This window comes from Marinilabiliales bacterium (assembly GCA_007695015.1).
Taxonomy (GTDB): domain Bacteria; phylum Bacteroidota; class Bacteroidia; order Bacteroidales; family PUMT01; genus PXAP01.
This window is the reverse complement of record REEN01000055.1, coordinates 16,482-38,289: the sequence shown is the minus strand read 5'-3', so window position 1 is coordinate 38,289 and position 21,808 is coordinate 16,482. Positions and strand designations below refer to the sequence as shown.

The window sequence follows — 21,808 nt, the reverse complement described above, 5'->3', positions numbered from 1 at the left end:
ATCAACAAAACTAACTGTATATGGGATTAAAAAGAAAGATCCTTGAATTGCACAAGAAGCGGGAAGAAGTGCTGAAAGGCGGTGGAGACAAGGCAATTGAAAAGCAGACAGCCATGGGAAAGATGACTGCCCGCGAACGCATAATTTCTCTGTGCGATCCTGATTCATTTCATGAATACGATCTTTTTGTCGAGCATGAAGCCAGGGATTTCGACATGGATAAGAAGATTCTTCACGGTGATGGGGTTATCATCGGAACCGGCACTATTTACGGTGCCCCGGTGTGCCTTTTTGCCCAGGATTTCACGGTAGCAGGAGGGTCGCTTGGCATGATGCATGCCCGGAAGATAACCAAAATAATGGATCATGCGCTGAAGATGAAGGTCCCCCTTATAGGTATAAATGACTCGGGTGGTGCCAGAATTCAGGAAGGTGTAAATTCCCTGGCAGGCTATGGCGAAATATTTTTCAGGAACACACTGTCATCCGGGGTCATCCCCCAGATATCTGTAATACTGGGACCATGTGCCGGTGGAGCAGTTTACTCCCCTGCCCTTACTGATTTTGTATTCGTTGTTGACAAGATATCCAAGATGTTCATTACAGGACCTGAGGTTATTAAAACGGTACTTGGTGAGGAGATATCAATGGAGGATCTCGGAGGAGCAAGGGTGCACAGTGAAATTACCGGAAATGCTCACTTTTTTGCAAAAAGTGAGGCAGAATGTTTCGACCAGATAAAAAAACTTATTTCTTTCATACCCTGGAACAACACAAAAAAGGCAGCCAGGTTTGAACCAAAGGAGCCTAAACCGGAATACAGGATCTCTGATATTGTCCCGGGCGATCCCAAGCAGCCTTATGATGTAAGGGACGTTATAAGGGCTATCGTTGATGATAGCGACTTTTTCGAAATCCAGGAGATGTGGGCCTCCAATATGGTGATAGGTTTTGGCAGGATGAACGGCGACACAATTGGGTTTGTGGCCAACCAGCCACTAGTACTTGCAGGAGTTCTGGATGTGGATTCCTCCGACAAGGCAGCAAGATTTATACGATTCTGCAATGCCTTCAATATCCCCATCATAACACTCGTCGACCTGCCCGGTTACCTTCCCGGCATAGACCAGGAACACATGGGAGTCATCCGGCATGGAGCCAAGGTGCTTTATGCATACAGCGAAGCAACTGTCGCAAAAATGACCGTAATCCTGAGAAAAGCCTATGGCGGTGGTTACATAGCAATGAGTTCAAGGCATCTGAGAGCGGACTTCGTATTTGCATGGCCAACTGCCGAGATTGCTGTTATGGGGCCAGAAGGGGCAGCAAACATTATTTTCAGGAAGGAGATAATGGAATCCAAAGATCCTGACAAGACCCGAAAACAAAAAGTCAAAGAGTACAAGGAAAAGTTTGCTAACCCTTATGTAGCAGCAGCGAGAGGATACGTAGATTCGGTAATTGAACCCGAAGAGACCAGGCAGCTGCTCCTCCATGCAATCGAGGTTTCAGGCAACAAGTCCGTTTTCCTGCCAAGTAAGAAGCATGGAATACCCCCGTTCTGACAACGGTCAGGAAAACCGGCAGGCTAAAAACAATCAGGATATAACCAGGTCTGTCAGGCATAGTGTTTAAACAGGTATCCGGCCCTGACCGGAACCATAACCTGAACTAGATGAATAAAAATGATTGTGAAGATAAAAAAATAAGGTGCAGGTCACTGGTGATTGACGGCACCAAATACCGGACGACACTGCACCGAAAATATGAAGCCAGATCTGCATGGGCAAAACCCGAGAAAAACAAGATATATTCTTTTATCCCGGGTACAGTAGTGAAGATACTGGTCAAAAAGGGACAGTGTGTTAAAAAAGGGGAAACCCTTTTTATCCTCGAGGCCATGAAAATGCAAAATCTGATCAAAAGCCCCATTGAAGGTATTGTTGAGGCTATAAACATGGATGAGGGAGCAAGAGTCCCTAAAGGAAAGATTTTGGTTGAGCTGGGATACGGGACGGGAACTTCTGCCACAGCCTCCGGAAATGACACCTGAACAGGCTTAATCAAGAGCCCCGCTCCAAACAAACATACCCGCAAATTTTCCGATGATTTTGCGGGTATTGCTTTTTTCAGAAAATATCCCGTATACAGCCCCCCCGCTCCCGGTCAATGAAGCATAAAGGGCCCCGGAATCTTCAAGAACTCTTTTGACTTTCCCGATTTCAGGATGCGCCCTGAATACCGGCAGCTCAAAATCATTGATAACCCTTCCTCTCCATGTTTCAGGGCCATCCGACAGGACCTCTCTAAGCTGGCACTTATTTTTTTCAGGTTTAACCATGGCATATGCCCAGGCAGTATTTACGCGAATACCCGGGAAAACGATAACTATAATGTATCCTGCAAGAGATATCCCGGAGGGTTCAAACTGGTCACCGCGACCATGAGCGAACAGGGGCCGGTTATGGATAAAAAACGGGCAGTCACTGCCTATACTCCCTGCGACGGATGCCATAACGGACCTATCCAGGCCTCCCTCAAGAATCCTGTTTGCAGCCATAAGGACAAAGGCAGCATTGGATGATCCGCCGCCCAATCCGGCACCCTGCGGTACCAGCTTGTGAAGATGTATCTTCAGCCTGCGGGTTTCAATCAAACCATCCAGAGCATCAAGAGCTTTTATACATAAGTTCCGGGAAGGGTCAGCGTCGACAGTGTCGCCGGTATTTACAAGCAGATGGTCTCCTTTGCCTTTAACAGGCAGTATCTCAATTATATCAGCAAGTCTTACAGGGTAAAACAATGTTTCAATGTTATGATAACCGTCATCCCTTTTTGCGGTGATATGCAACCCTATATTTATCTTGGCGTTGGAAAAAACTATCATTACCTGCTTTTTTAAACAATTTACACATATTTTTCAACACCCGGTTGTTTAAAAAGAAACCGGGTTCTTTTTCGGAAGGCCCGGGTTATTAATTAATTTTGAAGCTGCCGGAACAGAAAACAAATATAATGGAAAAACCAGTTAAAAGCAGCTTTGCAAGGATACAGCCAGCCCAGGATTACGGCAAGATCCCTCCCCAGGCTATTGAGTTGGAAGAAACCGTTCTCGGGGCAATAATGCTTGAGAAGGATGCCCTAATTGCAGTGCTTGACCTTCTTAAGCCGGAAAGCTTTTACAAAGAGGCGCACCAGAAGATTTACACAGCTATAATGAGTTTGTCACTGGAGGAAAAACCGATAGACATACTGACAGTGACAGAGGAGTTGAAAAAGCAAAAACAACTTGAAGCTGTCGGAGGTGCATTTTACATTACCCAGCTAACCAGCCGGGTATCATCGGCAGCACATATTGAATACCATGCCCGCATTATAGCACAGAAGTTCATCCAGCGCGAACTTATCAGGATATCATCTGAGATTCAGAACCGATCATATGACGAGGGCTCCGATGTTGATGATCTGCTGGACTATTCAGAGACCGAGCTCTTCAATATAGCAGAGGGGAACATAAAAAAAGAGACTGTCAGGATAAACGTTCTCATAAAAGAGGCGATAAACCAGATCGAAGAATCGGGCAAGAGAGAGGATCATCTGAGCGGAATACCGAGCGGCTTCACAAAGATCGACCGTATAACATCAGGATGGCAGAAATCAGATCTGGTGATAATAGCTGCCAGACCTTCCATGGGTAAGACAGCCTTTGTCCTCTCAATGACAAGGAATATAGCTGTTGAGCATAAGAGACCGGTGGCTGTTTTTTCTCTTGAGATGGCATCCATACAGCTCGTAAACAGGCTTATAGTAAGTGAGACCAAACTACCCTCAGACCGTATAAGGAACGGCAAACTGCACGACTATGAATGGGAACAGCTTGAGATCAAGATTAAAAATCTTGTTGATGCACCTGTCTTTATCGACGACACCCCCGCCATATCAATCTATGAACTGCGGGCAAAATGCAGGAGACTGAAGAGACAGCACAACATAGAGCTCATAATCATTGACTACCTCCAGCTTATGACAGGAACAGTCGAAACCAGGGGTAACCGGGAACAGGAGGTATCAACCATCTCGCGGTCTCTTAAGGCGATTTCCAAAGAACTGGATGTTCCTGTTATTGCTCTCTCACAGTTAAACAGGGCGGTTGAAACAAGGGGGGGCACCAAGCGCCCTCAGCTTTCAGACCTCAGGGAATCGGGAGCAATCGAGCAGGATGCCGACATGGTTTTGTTTATCCACAGACCTGAATATTATGGTTTTCTTGAAGACGACGAAGGAAATTCCAACATAGGGATCGCCGAGATCCTAATTGCCAAACACAGGAACGGACCGATTGGTGATGTAAAACTGAAGTTCAATGCAGAATCAGCAAGCTTTACAGAGCTTGAAGATGATCTGCAACCTATAGCAGAGGATGATGCATCGGTCACACTGGGATCAAAAATGAATGAAAACAGCGAGTTCTCAAAGGGGTTCAGCTCAAACAGGGACATTGACATCGACAATGACCAGCCTCCTTTCTGAAATCTTTATGGCCAGCCTTGCAACATATACATGATCAAGATAGTCTCACCAGAAGCCCCTGTGCAGGTAGCCTCGGATAAGCCGGCATAAGGAGAATCCAACAAAATATGTTTGTATCTTTGCAGGTCTGGAAAAGCCAAAGACCAGGATAAACTATTATAGCATGCACAGCTTTAAAGATTTCGGATTTCACTCATTGATAGAGGAGAGCATTGATTCAATGGGCTTTATTAAGCCAACACCGGTTCAGACACAAACAATTCCTGTAATACTTCAGGGGAGGGACCTTATAGCCTGCGCACAGACAGGGACCGGGAAAACCGCCGCTTTCCTTCTTCCTGTACTGCAAAAATTAGTTGAAAATAATGATTTCGATGGCATTAAGCTACTTGTTATTGTTCCGACAAGGGAACTGGCAATACAGATCGATCAGCAGCTCCAGGGTTTTTCATATTTTGTGCCGGTTAGCTCAGTGGCAGTTTACGGAGGAGGTGACGGGGACTCATGGGAGCGGCAAAAATCAGCCGTTGCAGAGGGAGTGAATATGATCATTGCCACCCCAGGCCGGCTGATTTCTTTAATAAACCTTGAGTATCTCAGGGCCGAAAGCCTCAGGACCCTCGTGCTGGACGAGGCTGACAGGATGCTCGACATGGGATTCTATGAAGACATCGTCAAGATCATAGGTGCTCTTCCCCAGAAAAGGCAGACACTTATGTTCTCTGCCACAATGCCTCCGAAGATAAGACAACTGGCAAAAAAGATTCTTACCGATCCTTTGGAGGTAAACATATCTCTTGCAAAACCTGCCGAAGGTGTTCTGCAGGGAGCCTACCTGGTTCATGACGAACAAAAGCAGGCACTCATTATGGACCTGCTTCATGACAAACCTGAATTGAAAAGCATACTCATATTTTCAGCGACCAAAAAAAATGTAAAATCCCTTTACAAGCAACTAAAGAAAGACGGTCTCACCTGCGGGTCCATTCATTCAGATCTTGAACAACACGAACGCATTTCAGTCCTCAATGACTTTAAAAACAGGAAATTCCAGATACTTGTTGCAACCGATATTGTTTCCCGCGGTATTGATATTGACAGTATAGATCTTATCATTAACTACGATGTACCGGCAGACGCTGAGGATTATGTTCACCGTGTAGGGCGTACCGCAAGGGCGGAACAGACAGGTGTGGCCCTGACATTCATTAACGGGAAAGAGGTTAGGAGCTTCAGGAATATAGAAAGGCTGATCGGAACGGATATACATAAAATACCTCTTCCCCCGCATATAGGAAAAGGTCCTGAATACTCATTCAAAGCTTCATCATATCATTCATCTGACCGGAAAACCAAAAAAGGTAAAAACCAGGGCAAAAAGAAGTACAACAAAAATAAGAAACCAGGCTCTCAGCCCCTTACATCATAGAAACACCTTTTCGGAGAGAAGATCTTCTCCTCTGCCTTTAGTTTCTTTATTGAATTATCAACATCCTTTTTATCCAGGCCAGCCTTGCCGGCAATTTCACCCGGACGCATCGCTCCGTTTTCCCTGAGAATTTTAATTATAAGATCACTGTTATCCATAACACCGTATGATTTAATATGTCCCCTAAAAATAAGCATTTAACACATCAACGCCTGCCGGGATTAAACAGATCCGATTCGTCAGGCTCGGGAATTTTGCCCCGCATCTCCTCTATCTGTTTGAACTCCTCCTGTAATGCTTCTATCATTTCGCCTTCATTCTCGGCAACCCCATTTACATAGATAACAGAGGAAATTACCTCTCCCCTTTCATTATAAAATATCCACTCACCATGCATCCTGTTCCTTTTATAGCTGCCGGCTATCTCTTTCCTGCCACCAGGCGAATAAAGCACAAAATCACCGTGCCTCATATCGTCAGCAAATTCAGAGCGTGACTTAACATTCCCGTTGCTGTAATACTGTATCCATGGCCCGTTCCTCTTATCATTACTGAATTTAAAGGATTCTGAAATGTTTCCGTTGGGAAGATATACAGCTGATAATCCTTCTTTTACCCCATGATTGTAGGTTTCAACCGATGCAAGGTGCTTTTCGTAATATGAGAAATACTTCCAGACACTGTCTTTTTTTTCATTGACATACAATCCCCTGGCAGCAAGATTTCCATTATCATAATACAGCTCTGCTTCAGCACGTACACCGTCTTCACAAAAATTCATTACCGCCATTACATTCCCTGTGGGAAAGTACCTGGTAAATTCACCAGAAGGCCTGTCATCCACGAACCAACCTGTGTAACGCAAATTATTATTGCTGTACCTCTGCTCCCAGTATCCCTGCCTGTATCCGTCACTGTCTGTATAGTTTACTGTATCTGTTTGACTGGCACCTGCCGGACCGGCAAACAGGATGAAGAACAAAAAAGCTGAAAATAATATCCTGGTTTTGTTATCCATATAAATCTGGTTATTCCGGCATTTATGTCCGCCGGAGTGTTAATATTACCCGATACGTTATCAATCTCTGACAAAAATAACGTGCGGATGCGGGTCTGAAAGTATATCTACCGCAAAAAAAATGCTGCCTTAGAAAAGACAGCACCTTTTATATTAATGAAAAAACTACTTAACCTCCTCAAAATCAACGTCGGTCACATCGCCATCATCTTTAGGGCCCTGATTGGAGGTATCATCTTCAGCGGCACCCTCCTGAGGGGATTGCTGTCCGGACTGGGCCTGGCTGGTTTTGTACATCTCTTCAGATGCTGCCTGCCATACGGTATTGAGCTCGGCCGTTGCCTTATCTATTGCTTCCAGATCCTGGTTTTTGTGTGCCTCCTTAAGTTTTCCAAGGGCATCCTCTATGGGACCCTTTTTGTCGGCGGGCAATTTATCACCAAACTCCTTGAGCTGTTTTTCTGTCTGGAAAATAAGGCTGTCAGCGGCATTCATTTTGTCAGCCTTTTCCCGGGTCTTTTTATCTTCTTCTTCATGAGCTTTTGCTTCCTCGCGCATCCTCTTAATCTCCTCTTCATTCAGTCCTGATGATGCCTCGATCCTTATACTCTGCTGTTTGTTGGTTCCCTTGTCCCTTGCAGAAACATTAAGTATCCCGTTTGCATCAATGTCAAACGTAACCTCAACCTGCGGTACGCCCCTGGGTGCAGGAGGTATCCCATCAAGGTGGAACCTTCCGATAGTTTTGTTACCGGTGGCCACCGGCCTTTCACCCTGCAGAACGTGGATCTCAACTGAAGGCTGATTGTCGGCCGCCGTTGTAAATGTCTCAGTTTTCTTGGTCGGTATTGTGGTATTCGACTCAATAAGCCTGGTCATTACACCGCCCATGGTTTCAATTCCAAGAGACAGGGGGGTAACATCGAGCAGAAGAACGTCCTTTACTTCACCAGTTAAAACACCTCCCTGGATTGCAGCACCTATTGCAACTACTTCATCAGGATTAACCCCCTTGGAGGGTGTCTTCCCGAAAAACTGTTCAACCACTTTCTGTATGGCAGGCATACGTGTGGATCCTCCAACAAGGATAACTTCATTGATCTCATTGGCTGCTAATCCGCTGTCTTTAAGCGCCTTCTTGCATGGCTCTATGGTGGCCTGAATAAGCTTATCACTGAGTTTCTCGAAATGCGACCTGGTCAATGTCTTTACAATGTGTTTGGGAATACCGTCGACCGGCATTATATAAGGCAGGTTGATCTCTGTACTTGTTGAGCTGGAAAGCTCAATCTTGGCTTTCTCAGCTGCTTCCTTAAGCCTCTGGAGGGCCATGGGGTCCCTCTTAAGATCAATCCCCTCATCTTTCTTAAACTCCTCGGCCAGCCAGTCAATAATAACCTGGTCAAAGTCATCTCCACCCAGATGTGTGTCACCATTTGTAGATTTGACTTCAAACACGCCATCGCCCAGTTCAAGGATAGAAATATCAAAAGTACCCCCGCCAAGGTCATATACAGCTATTTTCAGGTCCTGGGATTTTTTGTCAAGACCGTAAGCCAGTGCAGCAGCAGTCGGTTCATTGATAATCCTTTTAACTTTAAGACCGGCGATTTCTCCTGCCTCCTTTGTAGCCTGTCGTTGAGAGTCACTAAAATAGGCTGGTACGGTAATCACTGCCTCCGTCACTTCCTGTCCCAGATAGTCTTCAGCGGTTTTCTTCATCTTTTGAAGCACCATGGCTGAAATCTCCTGCGGTGAATATTTACGGTCACCTATAATAATACGCGGAGTGTTGTTATCACCCTTTTCAACCTTAAATGAAACCCTACCGATCTCAGGCGAAAGTTTATCATAGGTTTCGCCCATAAAACGCTTGATGGACGAAATTGTCCTTTCAGGATTGGTTATTGCCTGCCGCTTTGCCGGATCGCCAACTTTTCTTTCACCGTTATCAACAAAAGCAACAATTGAGGGAGTTGTTCTTTTCCCCTCGCTGTTGGGAATAACAACAGGTTCGTTACCCTCCATAACAGATACGCAACTGTTTGTTGTACCCAGATCTATTCCAATTATTTTACCCATAATATAATTTCAGTTTATAGAATTATTTTTGGTTAAAGTATTAATCAATCATTGTGCCAATTGGGAGTCATGGCAACATTATGCAATAATGGCACCGTTATTTTATCATAAATAGCACCGGCAGGGTGACAAAAAGGCAGAGTGACACATCAGGTTACCGGTTTTTCACTTAATACAATGTTTATTATGGAATTTTCAACTCGTGCAAAATTGCATCTGCCTGTGTGTCATTTTAAAATTGTCATGTATATTTGTTTTCAAATCAATTGCTGAAAAAGGATGTCGGTATACAAAAGCTCAAAGCCAAGGAAGGTTACCACACATGTCCTGCAGGAGATGAAGCTGCACGGAGAGAAGATAGCTATGATAACCGCCTATGATTACTCAATGGCCAGAATAATCGATGCAACAGGGATCGATATTGTCCTTGTAGGGGATTCAGCTTCTAATGTAATGGCAGGTAACGAATCAACCCTTCCTATTACACTGGAACATATGATATACCATGCCACATCTGTTGTACGGGCCATAAACAGGGCCCTTGTTGTGGTTGATATGCCGTTCGGGACTTACCAGGGAAATTCCAGGGAAGCAATGTCATCGGCAATCCGGATAATGAAAGAGACCGGAGGTCACGCTGTTAAAATGGAAGGAGGACATGAGATCATAGAATCTGTCAGACGGATCCTTTCGGCCGGGATACCGGTAATGGGACATCTCGGTCTGATGCCTCAGTCAATCCACAAATTCGGGACATACGTAGTCAGGGCCACTGAAGAAGAGGAAGCCGGGAAGCTTGTTGAGGATGCAAGGTTGCTGGAAGAGGCCGGCTGCTTTGCCATAGTACTGGAAAAAATACCGGCAATACTGGCAGCTAAAGTGTCATCGGAACTGAAGATCCCGGTAATAGGCATAGGCGCCGGGGCTGATGTTGACGGACAGGTTCTTGTGCTCCACGATATGCTTGGAATTATCCAGGAATTCTCACCAAGGTTCCTCAGAAGATATCACAATCTTTATGAAGAAATTAAAGGAGCCGTTCAGAGCTACACCGAAGACGTAAAAAACAGGAGCTTCCCCAATGAGCGAGAACAATACTGATATACAGCCAGGCATTAGCCAGAAACCTCTTGTAATATATGAAGACAATCACCTGATTGCAGTAAACAAAAAATGCTCGGATCTCGTACAGGGCGACAGTACGGGAGATCAGACGCTTCAGGAAGCTCTGAAAATATGGGTCAGGGAGAAATATAACAAACCGGGAAACGTGTTTCTCGGTGTCATCCACAGGCTTGACAGACCGGTAAGCGGGGCTGTTTTATTCGCAAAAACAGGGAAGGCTCTTGCAAGGATGAATAATCTATTCAAAACCGGAAACGTCAAAAAGACTTATTGGGCAATTACCGGAGTCAAACCACCTGAAAACAAAGGCTCACTGGTACACTTTCTGAAAAAAGACCGGGAAAAGAACAAATCATTTATTACCGGCAGAACTACCAAAGGAGCAAAAGAAGCAAAGCTGAACTACAGTGTAATTTATAAATTCAGAAATTACTACCTGCTTGAAGTTGATCTTCTTACCGGCAGACATCACCAGATACGCTGCCAGTTGTCTGCTATCGGAAGCCCAATTGTGGGCGATCTCAAGTACGGATATCCCAGGTCACTTGAAAACGGGGGGATAGCCCTTCATTCGAGGGATATCTCGTTTAAACACCCGGTGAGCGGCCAGGAAACAATAATCAGGGCAGATCCCTCCGGTCACATACTATGGGATATTTATCTTAAAAAATTAAGAGCCGGAAACCAATGATCAGGCAATAAATTACTATTTTTAACTGCCATATTACCAGTTCAGCATTTAACTCATTAATATTGTCACAGCTGATAACATGAGATACAGGATTCTGATAGCGGGTGACGACGACAGATCAATGTCCCTTTTAAGAAAAGCCATTGAACCATTTACACAGGAATTTTCTGTGTATTGCAGATTATCCGGAAAAGATAATGAGGTTCCGGATATTTCAGAGATTCCTGATCTGATAATTCTGGATTTTGAAGATGTTAAAGACAAGGGCATCACGTTTCTCAACATGATCAGGGATAACCCTCTCCTTATAAGTACGCCCGTACTTATGACTACCATGTTTGTCTCCAAGGAAGTGCAGTCAGCTATCATTGCCGGTACAGATGACTTCATAAAAAAACCCGTTCAACGGGTCGAATTGATATTAAGAATCAAGTTTCTGATAAAGAGAAACAATCTTTACCGTGAAAACATTAACCAGTCCGCCGAACTCCGAAAACTATCGCTTGTAGCTGACAAATCTGAGAATTCGGTGCTTATCACAAATACAAATGGCGACCTTGAGTGGGCTAACAAGGCCTTCGAAAAGTTATATGAATGCAGCCTTGCTGAGTTTGGAAACAGGCACGGCAAAAACCTGCCCAAAATTTCAGCTGAGTTCTCAGAAGCATTTAAAAAATGCAAAAAAGACCGTAAATGGCAGGTCTATGAGAACAGGCACAAGACAGGATCAGGTGAAATAAAATGGATCCAGACATCGCTAACACCTGTAATTGAAGGCAATGGAGAAATAACCAGCTTTATAGCGGTTGAAACAGATGTGACAAAATTGAAGACTGCACAGGAGAGACTGCTTGAGCTGAATCAGGATATGGTAGACCTTACCGTCAACCTTGAACAGATAAACAAAAAGCTTGAGGAACAGCAAAAAGAGATTACCCTGCAAAAAAAACTGGCAGAAGAGCAAAAGAAACTTGCAGACAACCTTCTGATCAATATTTTCCCCTACGAAATTGCGGAACAGTTAAAAGTAAAAGGCTATACCAAACCTAAGCATTACAGGATGGTATCTATAGTGTTTACCGACTTTGTGGGCTTCTCAAGCATATCCGACCAGCTCTCAATTCACGATCTTATAAAAGAGCTGAGCATGTACTTTGAGAAATTTGATGCAATATCAAAAGATCATTATATCGAAAAGATAAAAACCATAGGTGATTCCTATATGTGTGCAGGAGGATTGCCCCTCAGGAACCGCAGTAATCCCATTGACACCGCTCTGGCATCACTTGAGATGCTGAAATTTGTAAAAGAGACCAATAAACACCAGAAAAAGGAGAACAAGCCTGAATGGAGAATAAGGCTGGGCATTCACACAGGTGAGGTAATAGCAGGAGTTATAGGTAATAACAAAATGGCCTATGATATCTGGGGAGACGCCGTTAATACTGCAAGCAGGATTGAAACAAGCGGTGAACCAAACCAGATAAATATTTCGGGCTCGACATACAGCTATATCCATAATTATTTTGATTGCAGCTACAGGGGCAGGATAGATGTTCGCAACAAAGGCCAGGTTGACATGTATTTTCTGAACCGGCTCAAAAAAGAGTACAGTGAGGATGATAAAGGTACGATACCCAACAGTGCATTCAGAAAAATCCTTTCAGAATTCTAACCTTTACCTGTAAAATCAGAATTCAGTCTCACCAGGAGCCTGGTTTTACCTGTACAATAAAAATGACTGGCCAGAAAGCCTGTTGAGAATCTGCTGATAGCTGTCAGATTAATGACTGACCGGAAAGAGGGCGTTTTTGTCAAAGCTTAATGGCAAAATCTCCCGGGCACTCCCAACCGATTGTATCCTGCTCTTCCCGTCAAAAAAGAGTTTGATTTTGTTTCCGAATCGTGTTTCTGTCTCAAGCATTACCTGACGGCATGCTCCGCAGGGATAAATGGGAAGTTCGACCCTTTCTCCGTTTTTATCAATCCCTGATATTGCCAGCGCAATTACGGATTTCTCCGGAAACTGGGAATTCGCATAATAGAGTGCTATCCTCTCTGCGCAGTTCCCTGATGGATATGCAGCGTTCTCCTGGTTGTTCCCGGTTATAATCGCACCGTCTTCCAGGAGAAGGGCAGCGCCAACCCCGAAGCCGGAATATGGGATATAGGCAGATTGTGCGATCTGCCGTGCCCGTATTACAAGCTCCCTGAATTTTTCTGCAAGTTCATCTGCAGATTCATATTCCGATACTGTTATATTTATGGTATATTCACACATATACAATATTATTACCTGTTAAGCTGTTAAAAACATATTATATTTGGGCTTATAACCGGAAAATTAATAATTTTAAATCAATTATAATCAAATATCTATGAAGAGTTTCCGGCATCCGGTTCTTTTATTAATCCTGATCACCGCATGCGGCACTCCGAGGCACCTACCAACTGCAACACCAAACTCCAGGGCTGAATATATTGAGACCTACAGTGACATTGCTATAAGGGAGATGAGAAGAACAGGTATACCCGCCAGTATTAAGATGGCCCAGGCAATTCTTGAATCGGGCGATGGAAGAAGCACCCTTGCCAGACGTGCCAACAACCATTTCGGGATTAAGTGCCATGACTGGACCGGGAGAAGAATCTACCATGACGACGATGAGCGCAATGAATGCTTCAGACGCTACAGGAATGCCGAAGAATCTTTCCGCGACCACAGTGATTTTCTTACAGGACGATCGAGATATGCGGGGCTGTTCGAACTCGACCCTCATGATTATAAGGCATGGGCAAGAGGACTAAGACAGGCAGGCTACGCCACAAACCCCCAGTATGACATCTTGTTGATAAGGATTATTGAAGATAACCAGCTGTACCTTCTTGACAGGGGAACCGGCCGTACACGGGAAAGAAGGCAACCGGAAGCGGCACAGCGTGTGGAAACTCATGAATCAACTGCAGCATCCAGGATTGAAGTGCGCAACAGGATCCGTTATATTATTGCAGAAGAGGGTGACACCTATGAAAGCATAAGCAGGGAAATGGACCTGATGAGATGGGAGCTTTCACGATACAACGATATTTCACGTGACCACCGCATACAGCCGGGTGATATTTTATATCTTCAGCCAAAGCGCAGAAGGGCAGAAAGAGGAAATGACAAACATGTTGCCGGGGCGGGTGAGACCATGTGGAAAATATCACAAAAATATGGGGTCAGGCTGGACCGGCTCCTGATGAGAAATCACATGCAGGAGGGAGATGAACCGTCTCAGGGCGATACTATTTACCTGAGGAGAGAAAAGCCGGCCGGTGAAGGAAGACCCGGCATGCAGTTCAACCCATAGATAATCATATACAAACTGCATCATCTGTTATTCGGAAACCCTGCAGGAACTGACCGGCAGCCATCCTTCTCCTGCCCTCTAGCTGCAGGGATTTCACCGAGACGAAGCCATCACCGGTCCCTATTATCAGTTCCGCATCATCTTGTACCACAGAACCGGGTGAAAGGTTGATCCTGCCTTCACCTTTTTCTACCTCAAATATTTTAACCCCTGTTCGATTCCCTCCTGTTACAAGAGTGGTCCATGCCGCCGGCCATGGACTCAGGCCCCTTACAAAGTTATATATTCTGCCAGCAGGCATATTCCAGTCAATCCGGCAGTATTCCCTCGAGATTTTAGGAGCAGCCGGGAATCCATTACCAGGGGCGTTCCTCTCCTGTGTAACCGGATCTGCGGTACCTGCCATCAAGGCATCTACAGTTTTGATTACCAGTCCGGCTCCAATCTTCATTAACCTGTCATGAAGCTGACCGGCATTCTCATTGTCGCTGATCTCAGTTTTCTCCTGCAACAGAATCTTACCTGTATCGATATCCTTATCTATCAAAAATGTAGTTACCCCTGTAACTTTCTCACCATTAATGATCGCATGATTTACAGGGGCCGCTCCACGGTAATATGGAAGAAGAGACGCATGAAGGTTAACAGTGCCCATTGGGGGGATTTTCCAGATGATTTCAGGCAGCTTCCGGAACGCGACCACAATAAATATATCCGCTCCGATAGCTCTAAGTTTCTCAGCAAACTCTCTGTCATTAAGGTTTGATGGCTGGAAAACGGGCAATTTCAAAGAAAGTGCCGTTTTCTTTATTTCAGATTCTTTAATCTTCAATCCCCTTCCGGCCGGCCTGTCCGGTGCTGTAACAACAGCCTTTACAGGATATCCAAAATTAATCAGGGCCTCCAGTGAGGGTACAGCAAAGCCTGCTGTACCCAGGAAAATTATTTCGGGCTTTTGATTGGTCATAGGGATGAGAACTTTTATCAGTCAATATTGCCCTTGGCCTCTTCTGGCCTGACAAGGTCAAGAAGGTGGCCCATCTTGTCCCTTTTCGCGACAAGATAGTCGTAATTATGCTTGTTTGTCCTTGTCTTCAGATGTATAGTTTCTACTATTTCCAGACCGTAACCTTCCAGACCTTTTCTCTTAAACGGATTGTTTGCAATAAGCCGTATCTTCCCGATTCCCATGTCATGAAGAATATTGGCCCCGACGCCAAAATCCCTTTCGTCATCATTAAATCCCAGGCTAATATTTGCCTGGATCGTGTCCTGTCCTTCTTCCTGCAATTTGTAGGCTGCTATTTTATTGAACAGTCCGATACCCCTTCCCTCCTGGTTGAGATATACAACTACACCCCTGCCTTCTTTTTCTATCATTTCGAGGGATTCCTGCAGCTGGTTACCGCAATCACACCTTAGAGAACCGAATATATCACCGGTAACGCATGAGGAGTGAACCCTTACAAGAACAGGATCTTCCTTTCTCCACTTTCCCTTTATTATGGCAGCATGCTCAGTGCCGTCTGACTTCTGCCTGAAGGGTATAAGATGGAAATCTCCGTGCCTGGATGGCAGCTTCACCTCCACCCCTCTCTCCACAATACTCTCATGCTTAAGCCTGTAGGCTATCAGCTTCTCAATTGATATGATCTTCAGGTCAAATTCTTCCGCTATTTTCAACAGCTCCGGCAAACGTGCCATGGTGCCATCTGGATTCATTATCTCCACCAGGACACCTCCGGGTTCCAGACCCGCGAGTACGGAAAGGTCAACTGCTGCCTCTGTATGTCCTGAACGTCTTAAAACTCCTTTATTCTTGGCCTTAAGGGGAAAAACATGTCCGGGTCGTGCAAGATCTTCAGGCCTGGTCGCCGGATCAATAAGGGCATTTATGGTCTTTGCCCGGTCGGATGCCGAGATCCCGGTGGTACAACCTCTGCCGACAAGGTCGACCGATACAGTAAAGGCAGTTTCGTGAAGTGAGGTGTTCCTTCCAACCATCAGTTCAAGCTCGAGTTTTTCACACCTATTCTCCGGCAATGCGGCGCAAATCAGTCCCTTGCCGTGCGTTGCCATGAAATTAACGATTTCAGGGGTGGTAAGTTCAGCGGCTGCCACAAAATCGCCTTCGTTTTCCCTGTCTTCGTCATCCACAACAATAATTACTCTTCCCTTTCTGATATCTTCAATTGCTTCTTCAATCGTATCAAGCCTTCTATTGATTTCTCCTTGTTGGTTGCCAGACATTTGTTTTTACTCCTTTCAGAAATTTCAGGAACCCGAGCAAAAGAGCCAGATTCATGCTAATAAAGTGGGTAATAAACCGCAAAATTACAATATGCGTTTTGATTTTCCCCAATAAGTAATCAATTATTGGTATTGTCAATAATAATATCTGCAACAGGAAAATATACCAAAAGACCTGATGTACAGATGAAAGAAAAAAACTTGTGCTAAAAATTGCTGCCAGAAAAAGTGGACCCAGCCACCGCAGGACCTTATGAGATAAAAAACTAAATGACAAACCCCTGATACCCGAGCCCAGAAGAGGGAAAAAATAAACCAGATTCTGAAAGTTGCCGGCGGCAATCCTGACTTTTCGCCTGAACTCCTCACCCAGCCGGTTGGATACATCCTCGTAAACAAGAGCTTCCGGTTCGAGAATTGCTTTACTGCCTGAGGAGATCACATTCATGCAGATAAAGAAGTCGTCAACCAGAAAAGACCCGGGCACATCCCTGTAGAGATGCTTCCTGAGCGCATAACATCCGCCGAAAGGCCCCATCATCGTACCCCAGGCCAGGCTCTCATGGTATTTTATCTTAACCTCCCTTGCAATATAGGAGTTCTCCTGAATAGATATCCCACACTTCTTCAGCCCCCTGTGAAGCATATGAGAGTCCACCAGGCCGATTTCCGGGTTGCGGAAATGGCGCAGGAGCCTGAAAATGGTATTTCGGTCGAAAAACACATTGGCATCGGTAATAATAATAATGTCATGTTCTGCTTTCCTCACCAGGTCATTGATTATTGCCGATTTACCGCGACGTGAGGAAAATGCAATTTTTTTCAGGAAATCAAACTCTGATGTAAGCTTTTCAAGTATCTCATTGGTACGGTCAGTTGATGCATCCGAGCCCACCATAATCTCAAGTTGTCCCCCCTGCAGGTGGCAATCTGCAATACTTCTTATCTTCTCCTCTATAACATCCTGTTCATTGTGAACAGCCATCAGCACGGAAACGGGGGGTATTTCTACGGGATCATCATACAGCTTGTAGTTTGCCTTTCTGCGTGAAGCTAACAATGCAATAATTGCAGGATACAATATATAGGAGTGCACAAGTGCAGTAACTGAAATCAGAAATATAAACAGAGCTATCATCCAATGTGCTTTTTGTAGAAGTCCGCTACCTTCCTTGCAATATCGCCGTTATTATAGTATTTCAGAGCGAACTCCCTTGCATGGTTACCTATCACCCGTGCCTTGCCAACTCCGTCAAGCAGTCTCTCAACGGATTCAGTGAAAGCCTTTCCGTCTTCTGCAACAATCAGGTGTTTGCCATCGTCTGCAGGTATACCTGAAATCGCAGCAGGTGAGGCCACTACCGCTTTGCCTGCCCACATAGCCTCTATAATCCGAACCCTGATACCGCTTCCGCTAAACAAAGGTACAACAAGAATTCCCGGTTGTGAAATAAACCCTGAAGCATTTTCAACTTCCCCCAGAAAATCTATTCCACAGGCTGTCAGTTTTTTCACAAGGCTTTTGCCGGCATTCCTGCCTGCAACATAGAATTTTAATCCGGGTCTTCTAAACCTGAGACTTTCCCAGACATTATCAATGAACCATTCCAGGGCCTCGACATTTGGCATCCAGTCAAGTGCCCCTATAAACTGCAGGCAAAGCTCATCTGCTCCCCCATATTCAACACACTGAATTGCATCATTATCAACTCCGAACGGAGCAACGACAGAGGGCCTGCTGTTACCCATACTATCAAAGATTTCCAGGTCATCAGATGATATTGCAACCAGGAGATCATATTTATCAATAATATCCTGTTCATAGTTCCTAATTCTTTCAGCCTGGCAGCCGACATAAAATCTCCTGATAATTCCGCCAGACTGCCGTCCAAATCTTTCCCATATCCTATGCTCAATATTATGGGCCCTGTAAGACATGATCAGCCCGGGAAACTCCCTGATATCACGTAAATATGGTGCAAGATAGAGCCCCTCAAGCTGCACCACATCGTAATTGCGTTCCCTGAGCAGAGATACAAGTCTTTCCCTGAACTCCTCATTTATATACATGGAAGCATTATACGGAAGTGAAGAATTAAAAAGGTTGATGAGCAAATTGTTCCACTTGATTCTGTTATCGACAAAAACGGAATACACCCTGTCAACGCCAGGAATTGTTATATCTGAAACATCGGTGTGTGACGAGTGCCGGCTTGTTCTCATAGCGAGAACATCTACCCTGTTCCCTGCCCCGGCCAGGCCTTTGGCCATGTTGTAAGTTGCAAGAGAGCCTCCGTCATTGGGAGGCCATGGTAGTTTGTTACATAACAGCAGAATGTTCATATGTAAATATCTTATCCCCGGGAATAAACCGTCTCTTTTTGCCGGGTTATATTCCGGCTTGTAATATTCCTTATATAGCCGGCAACTTTCTTATATATCAGATAATAAGTTTCAGTACTCATAATTGCTGAATCAGTGGTTGCTTTATAGGTTAGAAATATTCCGAGAGGCAAAAGTATGAAGCTGGATATCCACATCCCGGGAAATGCCGGAATTACGAGTTCCCGGACAAATTTCTGGGCAGATATATCAATTACATAATACAAAACGAAAAAAAGCACCGATACCACTACAGGCATTCCAAGTCCGCCCTTCCTGATAATCGCACCCAATGGTGCGCCGATGAAAAAGAAGATGAAACAGGCAAACGACAGTGTGAATTTCCTGTGCCATTCCATTTCATACCTGCGTATCGTTTTGTTTCTCCAGTCAAAGTTGGTTTTGGTCGATAATATCTGGTTCCTCGCCAGTTTTGCATCGACAAGCGCCTGGTCCCAGGCCCTTCTTCTCTGGTCAAGGGTAAGGGCCTGTTCCATTTTAACTATGTCATGCAGTTTACGTTCAGGCCTGACAATTGTATCTGCTATTTCGCTGCGGTATGCCTCCCTCTTGAAATATGCTGAACTTATCATATTATCGGTGTGCTCTACCACTTGTCTTGTAAGCTCCTGGTTGAGAGAGTCGCTGGTCATCACCAACTGATCCAGGTTCATCATCTGTGAGTTGTGCCTGAAATGTTCCTCATCGGTTCTCTGCAGGTCAAACCCTGACAGTTCAATGATAAGCACCTGCTCAGTGAACCGGTCGTTCCTGTGTGGAAACGTCCTGTCGCCCCTTCTGCGGGCCCGGTCCTCCATCTCTTCATAATTATACCCGCTGTACAGAGTGGTTAGAAGGTGCCCCTTATCTTCAGTGATCCTCATTAAACCTGAATCAGCAACTGTAACTTTCAGGTTGCCCCGGCGGTCAGAGTGGTCATATATCTTAAGGTCGTACATCATACTGGTGCGATGGTTTTTCGAGCCGACCTTGATGCTGTAATTATCTATACCGTTGTAAAATATACCTTCACGAATCTGCATCTCGGGCCTCTGTTGCTGCACATCGTACAGCAATGACCTGAACCTCAAATTAGTATAAGGCAAGACGTTGTTGGAGAAATAGAAAGCCCCTATGCTCATTAATATGGTAAGTATTATAAGCGGGCTCATTATCCTCTGAAGTGATATGCCGGCCGACTTGAGGGCTGTCAGCTCAAAATTCTCCCCAAGGTTTCCGAAGGTCATAAGCGATGACAGCAGTATTGCCAGGGGAAGTGCCAGTGGCACCAGGCCTGCGGAAGTATAGAAAAGAAGTTCAGTAATCACTTCAAATTCCAGGCCTTTCCCGATAAGATCGTCAATATATTTCCACAGGAACTGCATGAGCAAAATAAAGACAACCACGAAAAAAGTGGCTATCAATGGCCCTATATACATTTTCAATATAAAAAGATGCAGTTTCTTCATGGGGCATCCTGGTTTACCACAAACAGGCATAACGGAAATAAAACGATCTTTCCGTTTTTTTATGCTAAAACATGTAAAAATAAACTTTTTTTAAGGAACCCTGCCGGCAAACATTACAGTCCCATGGTATGCTTAAGCCGGGATATCTGTGTATCCCACAGGCCCCGAGCATCATCAGCATCTTCCGCGTCGGCAAAATCAGTAATTTCCAGGGCAACATCCCCGGTCAGCTCATGCTGATGTATTTTGAATTCGAAATAGGCATCCTGATCATCCGATTCGAGCCACCGGAACCGGATATACTTGTTTTCCTTCTGCGATATCATTTCAGCCCGCTCTTCAGCCCCATCCCAAATGAATGTAAATGTATTCCCCTTAAGGTTTACGTCATCTGCAAACCATTCGGAGAGGCCCGACGGCGTGCTGAGTTGCTTGTAAAGCACGTTTGGTGAAGAGTTAATGGTATATTCCAGATTGAATTTATGCTTCATCAGTCAATGTATTAACCATATCGAAGTACCTGTCGCGGACTATATATTTGTCATCCGGACATATTGCAATATAGAAAAATTATACAATATAAAAAATCCAAAAAGTTATTATATTTGCAGCCTCTGAATGAGGGCCCATAATATAACCTGGGATATTATCATTTAGTGTACAAGGACAGTTTGAACAAATAAACCGGCGAGGTAGCTCAGGTGGTTAGAGCGCATGATTCATAATCATGAGGTCGGGAGTTCAAGTCTCCCTCTCGCTACAAGAAAATCAGGCACTTACAAAGTCAATTTGTGGGTGCTTTTTTGATTCGGAAGTATTGATCTACCGGCCTGCTTTCAGCCTTTTAATTTCATTAAAATGATCCAATACGAGCTTTTCACGTTGTTCTCTGGAGCTATTCCGGTAACTATCAAATTCCTCTTTTAACTCCTCCAGATCTTCCTGGACTCTTAATGTTACAACCCTGTTCCTGAAAAAAGCAAGTGATCCTAAAACCAGAAGTGCTAAGAGACCGGCTATTATAAACCATACAATCAGGTTATAGGTTGTTTTGCTCATAGGTATCCCAAGAAATGCAATGCTGTCTCTGTTACGGACAGCCAGGCTCAATTCTTCCCTGGTATTGGCAAGAAGAACCGTCAGTGAATCGATATTCTCAATTCTGTCTACCAGATCTGAAGTAAGCTCCTCAATCTCCCCTTTCAGACCTTCAAGTGAATCAATTGAATTCCTTTTAATTGCCTGAAACATATCTTCGCGGATCGCCCTGAAATCATTGTAAATCCTTGTCCTGTCCTCAATGTAGTCGAGCTGTTCCGGCAATGTTCCCGTCTCCAGTATCCCTGGCAGGACAGCCTGTCCCGACAAAGGCTGTATAAACTGGAATATAATTACCACGATAATAATTGCTGTGTTTTTAATCCCAATAGTTAAAGACATAATAAGATTATTGATAAAACATTCAGAAAACTATATACT

General features: G+C 44.6%; 20 protein-coding genes and 1 tRNA gene. 9 read left to right on the top strand and 12 right to left on the bottom strand.

The features are described from left to right. The first annotated feature begins 20 nt into the window (after positions 1-20). Both EA408_06340 and EA408_06335 read left to right on the top strand, forming a co-directional pair. Positions 21-1,565, top strand: a complete 1,545-nt coding sequence (locus EA408_06340; GenBank protein ID TVR72554.1) for an acyl-CoA carboxylase subunit beta — start codon at positions 21-23, stop codon at positions 1,563-1,565. Positions 1,566-1,675: 110 nt separating this feature from the next. Further along, positions 1,676-2,053: an acetyl-CoA carboxylase biotin carboxyl carrier protein subunit gene (locus tag EA408_06335; protein ID TVR72553.1), complete on the top strand. Its 378-nt coding sequence runs from the start codon at positions 1,676-1,678 to the stop codon at positions 2,051-2,053. A 6-nt stretch (positions 2,054-2,059) separates the two neighbouring features. Here the strand turns inward: EA408_06335 and ispE are convergent, their stop codons facing one another. Further along, positions 2,060-2,887, bottom strand: coding sequence for a 4-(cytidine 5'-diphospho)-2-C-methyl-D-erythritol kinase (ispE, locus tag EA408_06330; GenBank protein TVR72552.1), 828 nt, complete (start codon positions 2,885-2,887; stop codon positions 2,060-2,062). A 128-nt stretch (positions 2,888-3,015) separates the two neighbouring features. Here ispE and dnaB point away from each other — a divergent pair, with 128 nt between their 5' ends. Continuing rightward, positions 3,016-4,530: a replicative DNA helicase gene (dnaB, locus tag EA408_06325; GenBank protein TVR72634.1), complete on the top strand. Its 1,515-nt coding sequence runs from the start codon at positions 3,016-3,018 to the stop codon at positions 4,528-4,530. Positions 4,531-4,693: 163 nt separating this feature from the next. Continuing rightward, positions 4,694-5,959, top strand: a complete 1,266-nt coding sequence (locus EA408_06320; GenBank protein ID TVR72551.1) for a DEAD/DEAH box helicase — start codon at positions 4,694-4,696, stop codon at positions 5,957-5,959. On the opposite strand, the gene EA408_06315 is transcribed toward EA408_06320, so the two are convergent. From EA408_06315 to dnaK, 3 genes are all read right to left on the bottom strand, one after another. After that, a complete protein-coding gene (locus EA408_06315) occupies positions 5,941-6,117 on the bottom strand; it encodes a MarR family transcriptional regulator (GenBank protein TVR72633.1) in 177 nt (58 codons plus the stop codon). The two genes, EA408_06320 and EA408_06315, sit on opposite strands and share 19 nt — an antisense overlap. A gap of 47 nt (positions 6,118-6,164) precedes the next feature. Continuing rightward, a complete protein-coding gene (locus tag EA408_06310; protein ID TVR72550.1) occupies positions 6,165-6,977 on the bottom strand; it encodes a hypothetical protein in 813 nt (270 codons plus the stop codon). Between the two features lie 165 nt (positions 6,978-7,142). Next, entirely contained in the window at positions 7,143-9,059 is a 1,917-nt protein-coding gene (dnaK, locus tag EA408_06305) for a molecular chaperone DnaK (GenBank protein ID TVR72549.1), read from the bottom strand. 279 nt (positions 9,060-9,338) lie between these two features. Between dnaK and panB the strand changes: the two genes are divergently transcribed. The 3 genes from panB (at position 9,339) to EA408_06290 (ending at position 12,550) form a co-directional block, all read left to right on the top strand. Beyond that, a complete protein-coding gene (gene panB / locus EA408_06300; GenBank protein TVR72548.1) occupies positions 9,339-10,160 on the top strand; it encodes a 3-methyl-2-oxobutanoate hydroxymethyltransferase in 822 nt (273 codons plus the stop codon). Further along, a complete protein-coding gene (locus EA408_06295; protein ID TVR72547.1) occupies positions 10,141-10,875 on the top strand; it encodes an RNA pseudouridine synthase in 735 nt (244 codons plus the stop codon). Before panB ends, EA408_06295 begins: the two co-directional genes overlap by 20 nt. A gap of 79 nt (positions 10,876-10,954) precedes the next feature. Then, the gene (locus EA408_06290) at positions 10,955-12,550 is read left to right on the top strand and encodes a PAS domain-containing protein (GenBank protein ID TVR72546.1); all 1,596 of its coding nucleotides are present in this window, start codon (positions 10,955-10,957) and stop codon (positions 12,548-12,550) included. Positions 12,551-12,658: 108 nt separating this feature from the next. Here EA408_06290 and EA408_06285 read toward each other — a convergent pair whose 3' ends face one another. Then, entirely contained in the window at positions 12,659-13,156 is a 498-nt protein-coding gene (locus EA408_06285) for a cytidine deaminase (GenBank protein ID TVR72545.1), read from the bottom strand. A gap of 97 nt (positions 13,157-13,253) precedes the next feature. Here EA408_06285 and EA408_06280 point away from each other — a divergent pair, with 97 nt between their 5' ends. Continuing rightward, entirely contained in the window at positions 13,254-14,228 is a 975-nt protein-coding gene (locus EA408_06280; protein TVR72544.1) for a LysM peptidoglycan-binding domain-containing protein, read from the top strand. A 4-nt stretch (positions 14,229-14,232) separates the two neighbouring features. On the opposite strand, the gene EA408_06275 is transcribed toward EA408_06280, so the two are convergent. From EA408_06275 to EA408_06250, 6 genes are all read right to left on the bottom strand, one after another. Then, complete coding sequence (locus tag EA408_06275) at positions 14,233-15,195, bottom strand: methionyl-tRNA formyltransferase (protein ID TVR72543.1); 963 nt, start codon at positions 15,193-15,195, stop codon at positions 14,233-14,235. A gap of 17 nt (positions 15,196-15,212) precedes the next feature. Further along, positions 15,213-16,478, bottom strand: coding sequence for a bifunctional 3,4-dihydroxy-2-butanone-4-phosphate synthase/GTP cyclohydrolase II (locus tag EA408_06270; protein TVR72542.1), 1,266 nt, complete (start codon positions 16,476-16,478; stop codon positions 15,213-15,215). Then, positions 16,447-17,616, bottom strand: a complete 1,170-nt coding sequence (locus EA408_06265) for a glycosyltransferase (GenBank protein TVR72541.1) — start codon at positions 17,614-17,616, stop codon at positions 16,447-16,449. The genes EA408_06270 and EA408_06265 overlap by 32 nt, the downstream gene beginning before the upstream one ends. Beyond that, positions 17,613-18,821 carry a glycosyltransferase gene (locus EA408_06260; protein TVR72540.1) on the bottom strand — a complete coding sequence of 403 codons (1,209 nt, stop codon included), beginning with the start codon at positions 18,819-18,821 and terminating at the stop codon, positions 17,613-17,615. Before EA408_06260 ends, EA408_06265 begins: the two co-directional genes overlap by 4 nt. An 11-nt stretch (positions 18,822-18,832) precedes the next feature. Beyond that, positions 18,833-20,329, bottom strand: a complete 1,497-nt coding sequence (locus tag EA408_06255) for a YjgP/YjgQ family permease (protein ID TVR72539.1) — start codon at positions 20,327-20,329, stop codon at positions 18,833-18,835. A gap of 113 nt (positions 20,330-20,442) precedes the next feature. Then, positions 20,443-20,820 (bottom strand): SRPBCC domain-containing protein, encoded by a 378-nt coding sequence (locus EA408_06250; GenBank protein TVR72538.1) that lies wholly within the window; start codon positions 20,818-20,820, stop codon positions 20,443-20,445. Positions 20,821-21,015: 195 nt separating this feature from the next. Here EA408_06250 and EA408_06245 point away from each other — a divergent pair. Beyond that, a tRNA-Met gene (locus EA408_06245) sits at positions 21,016-21,092 on the top strand. A gap of 59 nt (positions 21,093-21,151) precedes the next feature. Here EA408_06245 and EA408_06240 read toward each other — a convergent pair. Continuing rightward, a complete protein-coding gene (locus tag EA408_06240) occupies positions 21,152-21,769 on the bottom strand; it encodes a hypothetical protein (protein ID TVR72537.1) in 618 nt (205 codons plus the stop codon). Positions 21,770-21,808: the final 39 nt, after the last annotated feature.

Coding starts and splice junctions, on each gene's coding strand:
- EA408_06340 (TVR72554.1), top strand. CDS start 21: ATGGGATTAAAAAGAAAGATCCTTGAATTGCACAAGAAGCGGGAAGAA.
- EA408_06335 (TVR72553.1), top strand. CDS start 1,676: ATGAATAAAAATGATTGTGAAGATAAAAAAATAAGGTGCAGGTCACTG.
- ispE (TVR72552.1), bottom strand. CDS start 2,887: ATGATAGTTTTTTCCAACGCCAAGATAAATATAGGGTTGCATATCACC.
- dnaB (TVR72634.1), top strand. CDS start 3,016: ATGGAAAAACCAGTTAAAAGCAGCTTTGCAAGGATACAGCCAGCCCAG.
- EA408_06320 (TVR72551.1), top strand. CDS start 4,694: ATGCACAGCTTTAAAGATTTCGGATTTCACTCATTGATAGAGGAGAGC.
- EA408_06315 (TVR72633.1), bottom strand. CDS start 6,117: ATGGATAACAGTGATCTTATAATTAAAATTCTCAGGGAAAACGGAGCG.
- EA408_06310 (TVR72550.1), bottom strand. CDS start 6,977: ATGGATAACAAAACCAGGATATTATTTTCAGCTTTTTTGTTCTTCATC.
- dnaK (TVR72549.1), bottom strand. CDS start 9,059: ATGGGTAAAATAATTGGAATAGATCTGGGTACAACAAACAGTTGCGTA.
- panB (TVR72548.1), top strand. CDS start 9,339: ATGTCGGTATACAAAAGCTCAAAGCCAAGGAAGGTTACCACACATGTC.
- EA408_06295 (TVR72547.1), top strand. CDS start 10,141: ATGAGCGAGAACAATACTGATATACAGCCAGGCATTAGCCAGAAACCT.
- EA408_06290 (TVR72546.1), top strand. CDS start 10,955: ATGAGATACAGGATTCTGATAGCGGGTGACGACGACAGATCAATGTCC.
- EA408_06285 (TVR72545.1), bottom strand. CDS start 13,156: ATGTGTGAATATACCATAAATATAACAGTATCGGAATATGAATCTGCA.
- EA408_06280 (TVR72544.1), top strand. CDS start 13,254: ATGAAGAGTTTCCGGCATCCGGTTCTTTTATTAATCCTGATCACCGCA.
- EA408_06275 (TVR72543.1), bottom strand. CDS start 15,195: ATGACCAATCAAAAGCCCGAAATAATTTTCCTGGGTACAGCAGGCTTT.
- EA408_06270 (TVR72542.1), bottom strand. CDS start 16,478: ATGTCTGGCAACCAACAAGGAGAAATCAATAGAAGGCTTGATACGATT.
- EA408_06265 (TVR72541.1), bottom strand. CDS start 17,616: ATGATAGCTCTGTTTATATTTCTGATTTCAGTTACTGCACTTGTGCAC.
- EA408_06260 (TVR72540.1), bottom strand. CDS start 18,821: ATGAACATTCTGCTGTTATGTAACAAACTACCATGGCCTCCCAATGAC.
- EA408_06255 (TVR72539.1), bottom strand. CDS start 20,329: ATGAAGAAACTGCATCTTTTTATATTGAAAATGTATATAGGGCCATTG.
- EA408_06250 (TVR72538.1), bottom strand. CDS start 20,820: ATGAAGCATAAATTCAATCTGGAATATACCATTAACTCTTCACCAAAC.
- EA408_06240 (TVR72537.1), bottom strand. CDS start 21,769: ATGTCTTTAACTATTGGGATTAAAAACACAGCAATTATTATCGTGGTA.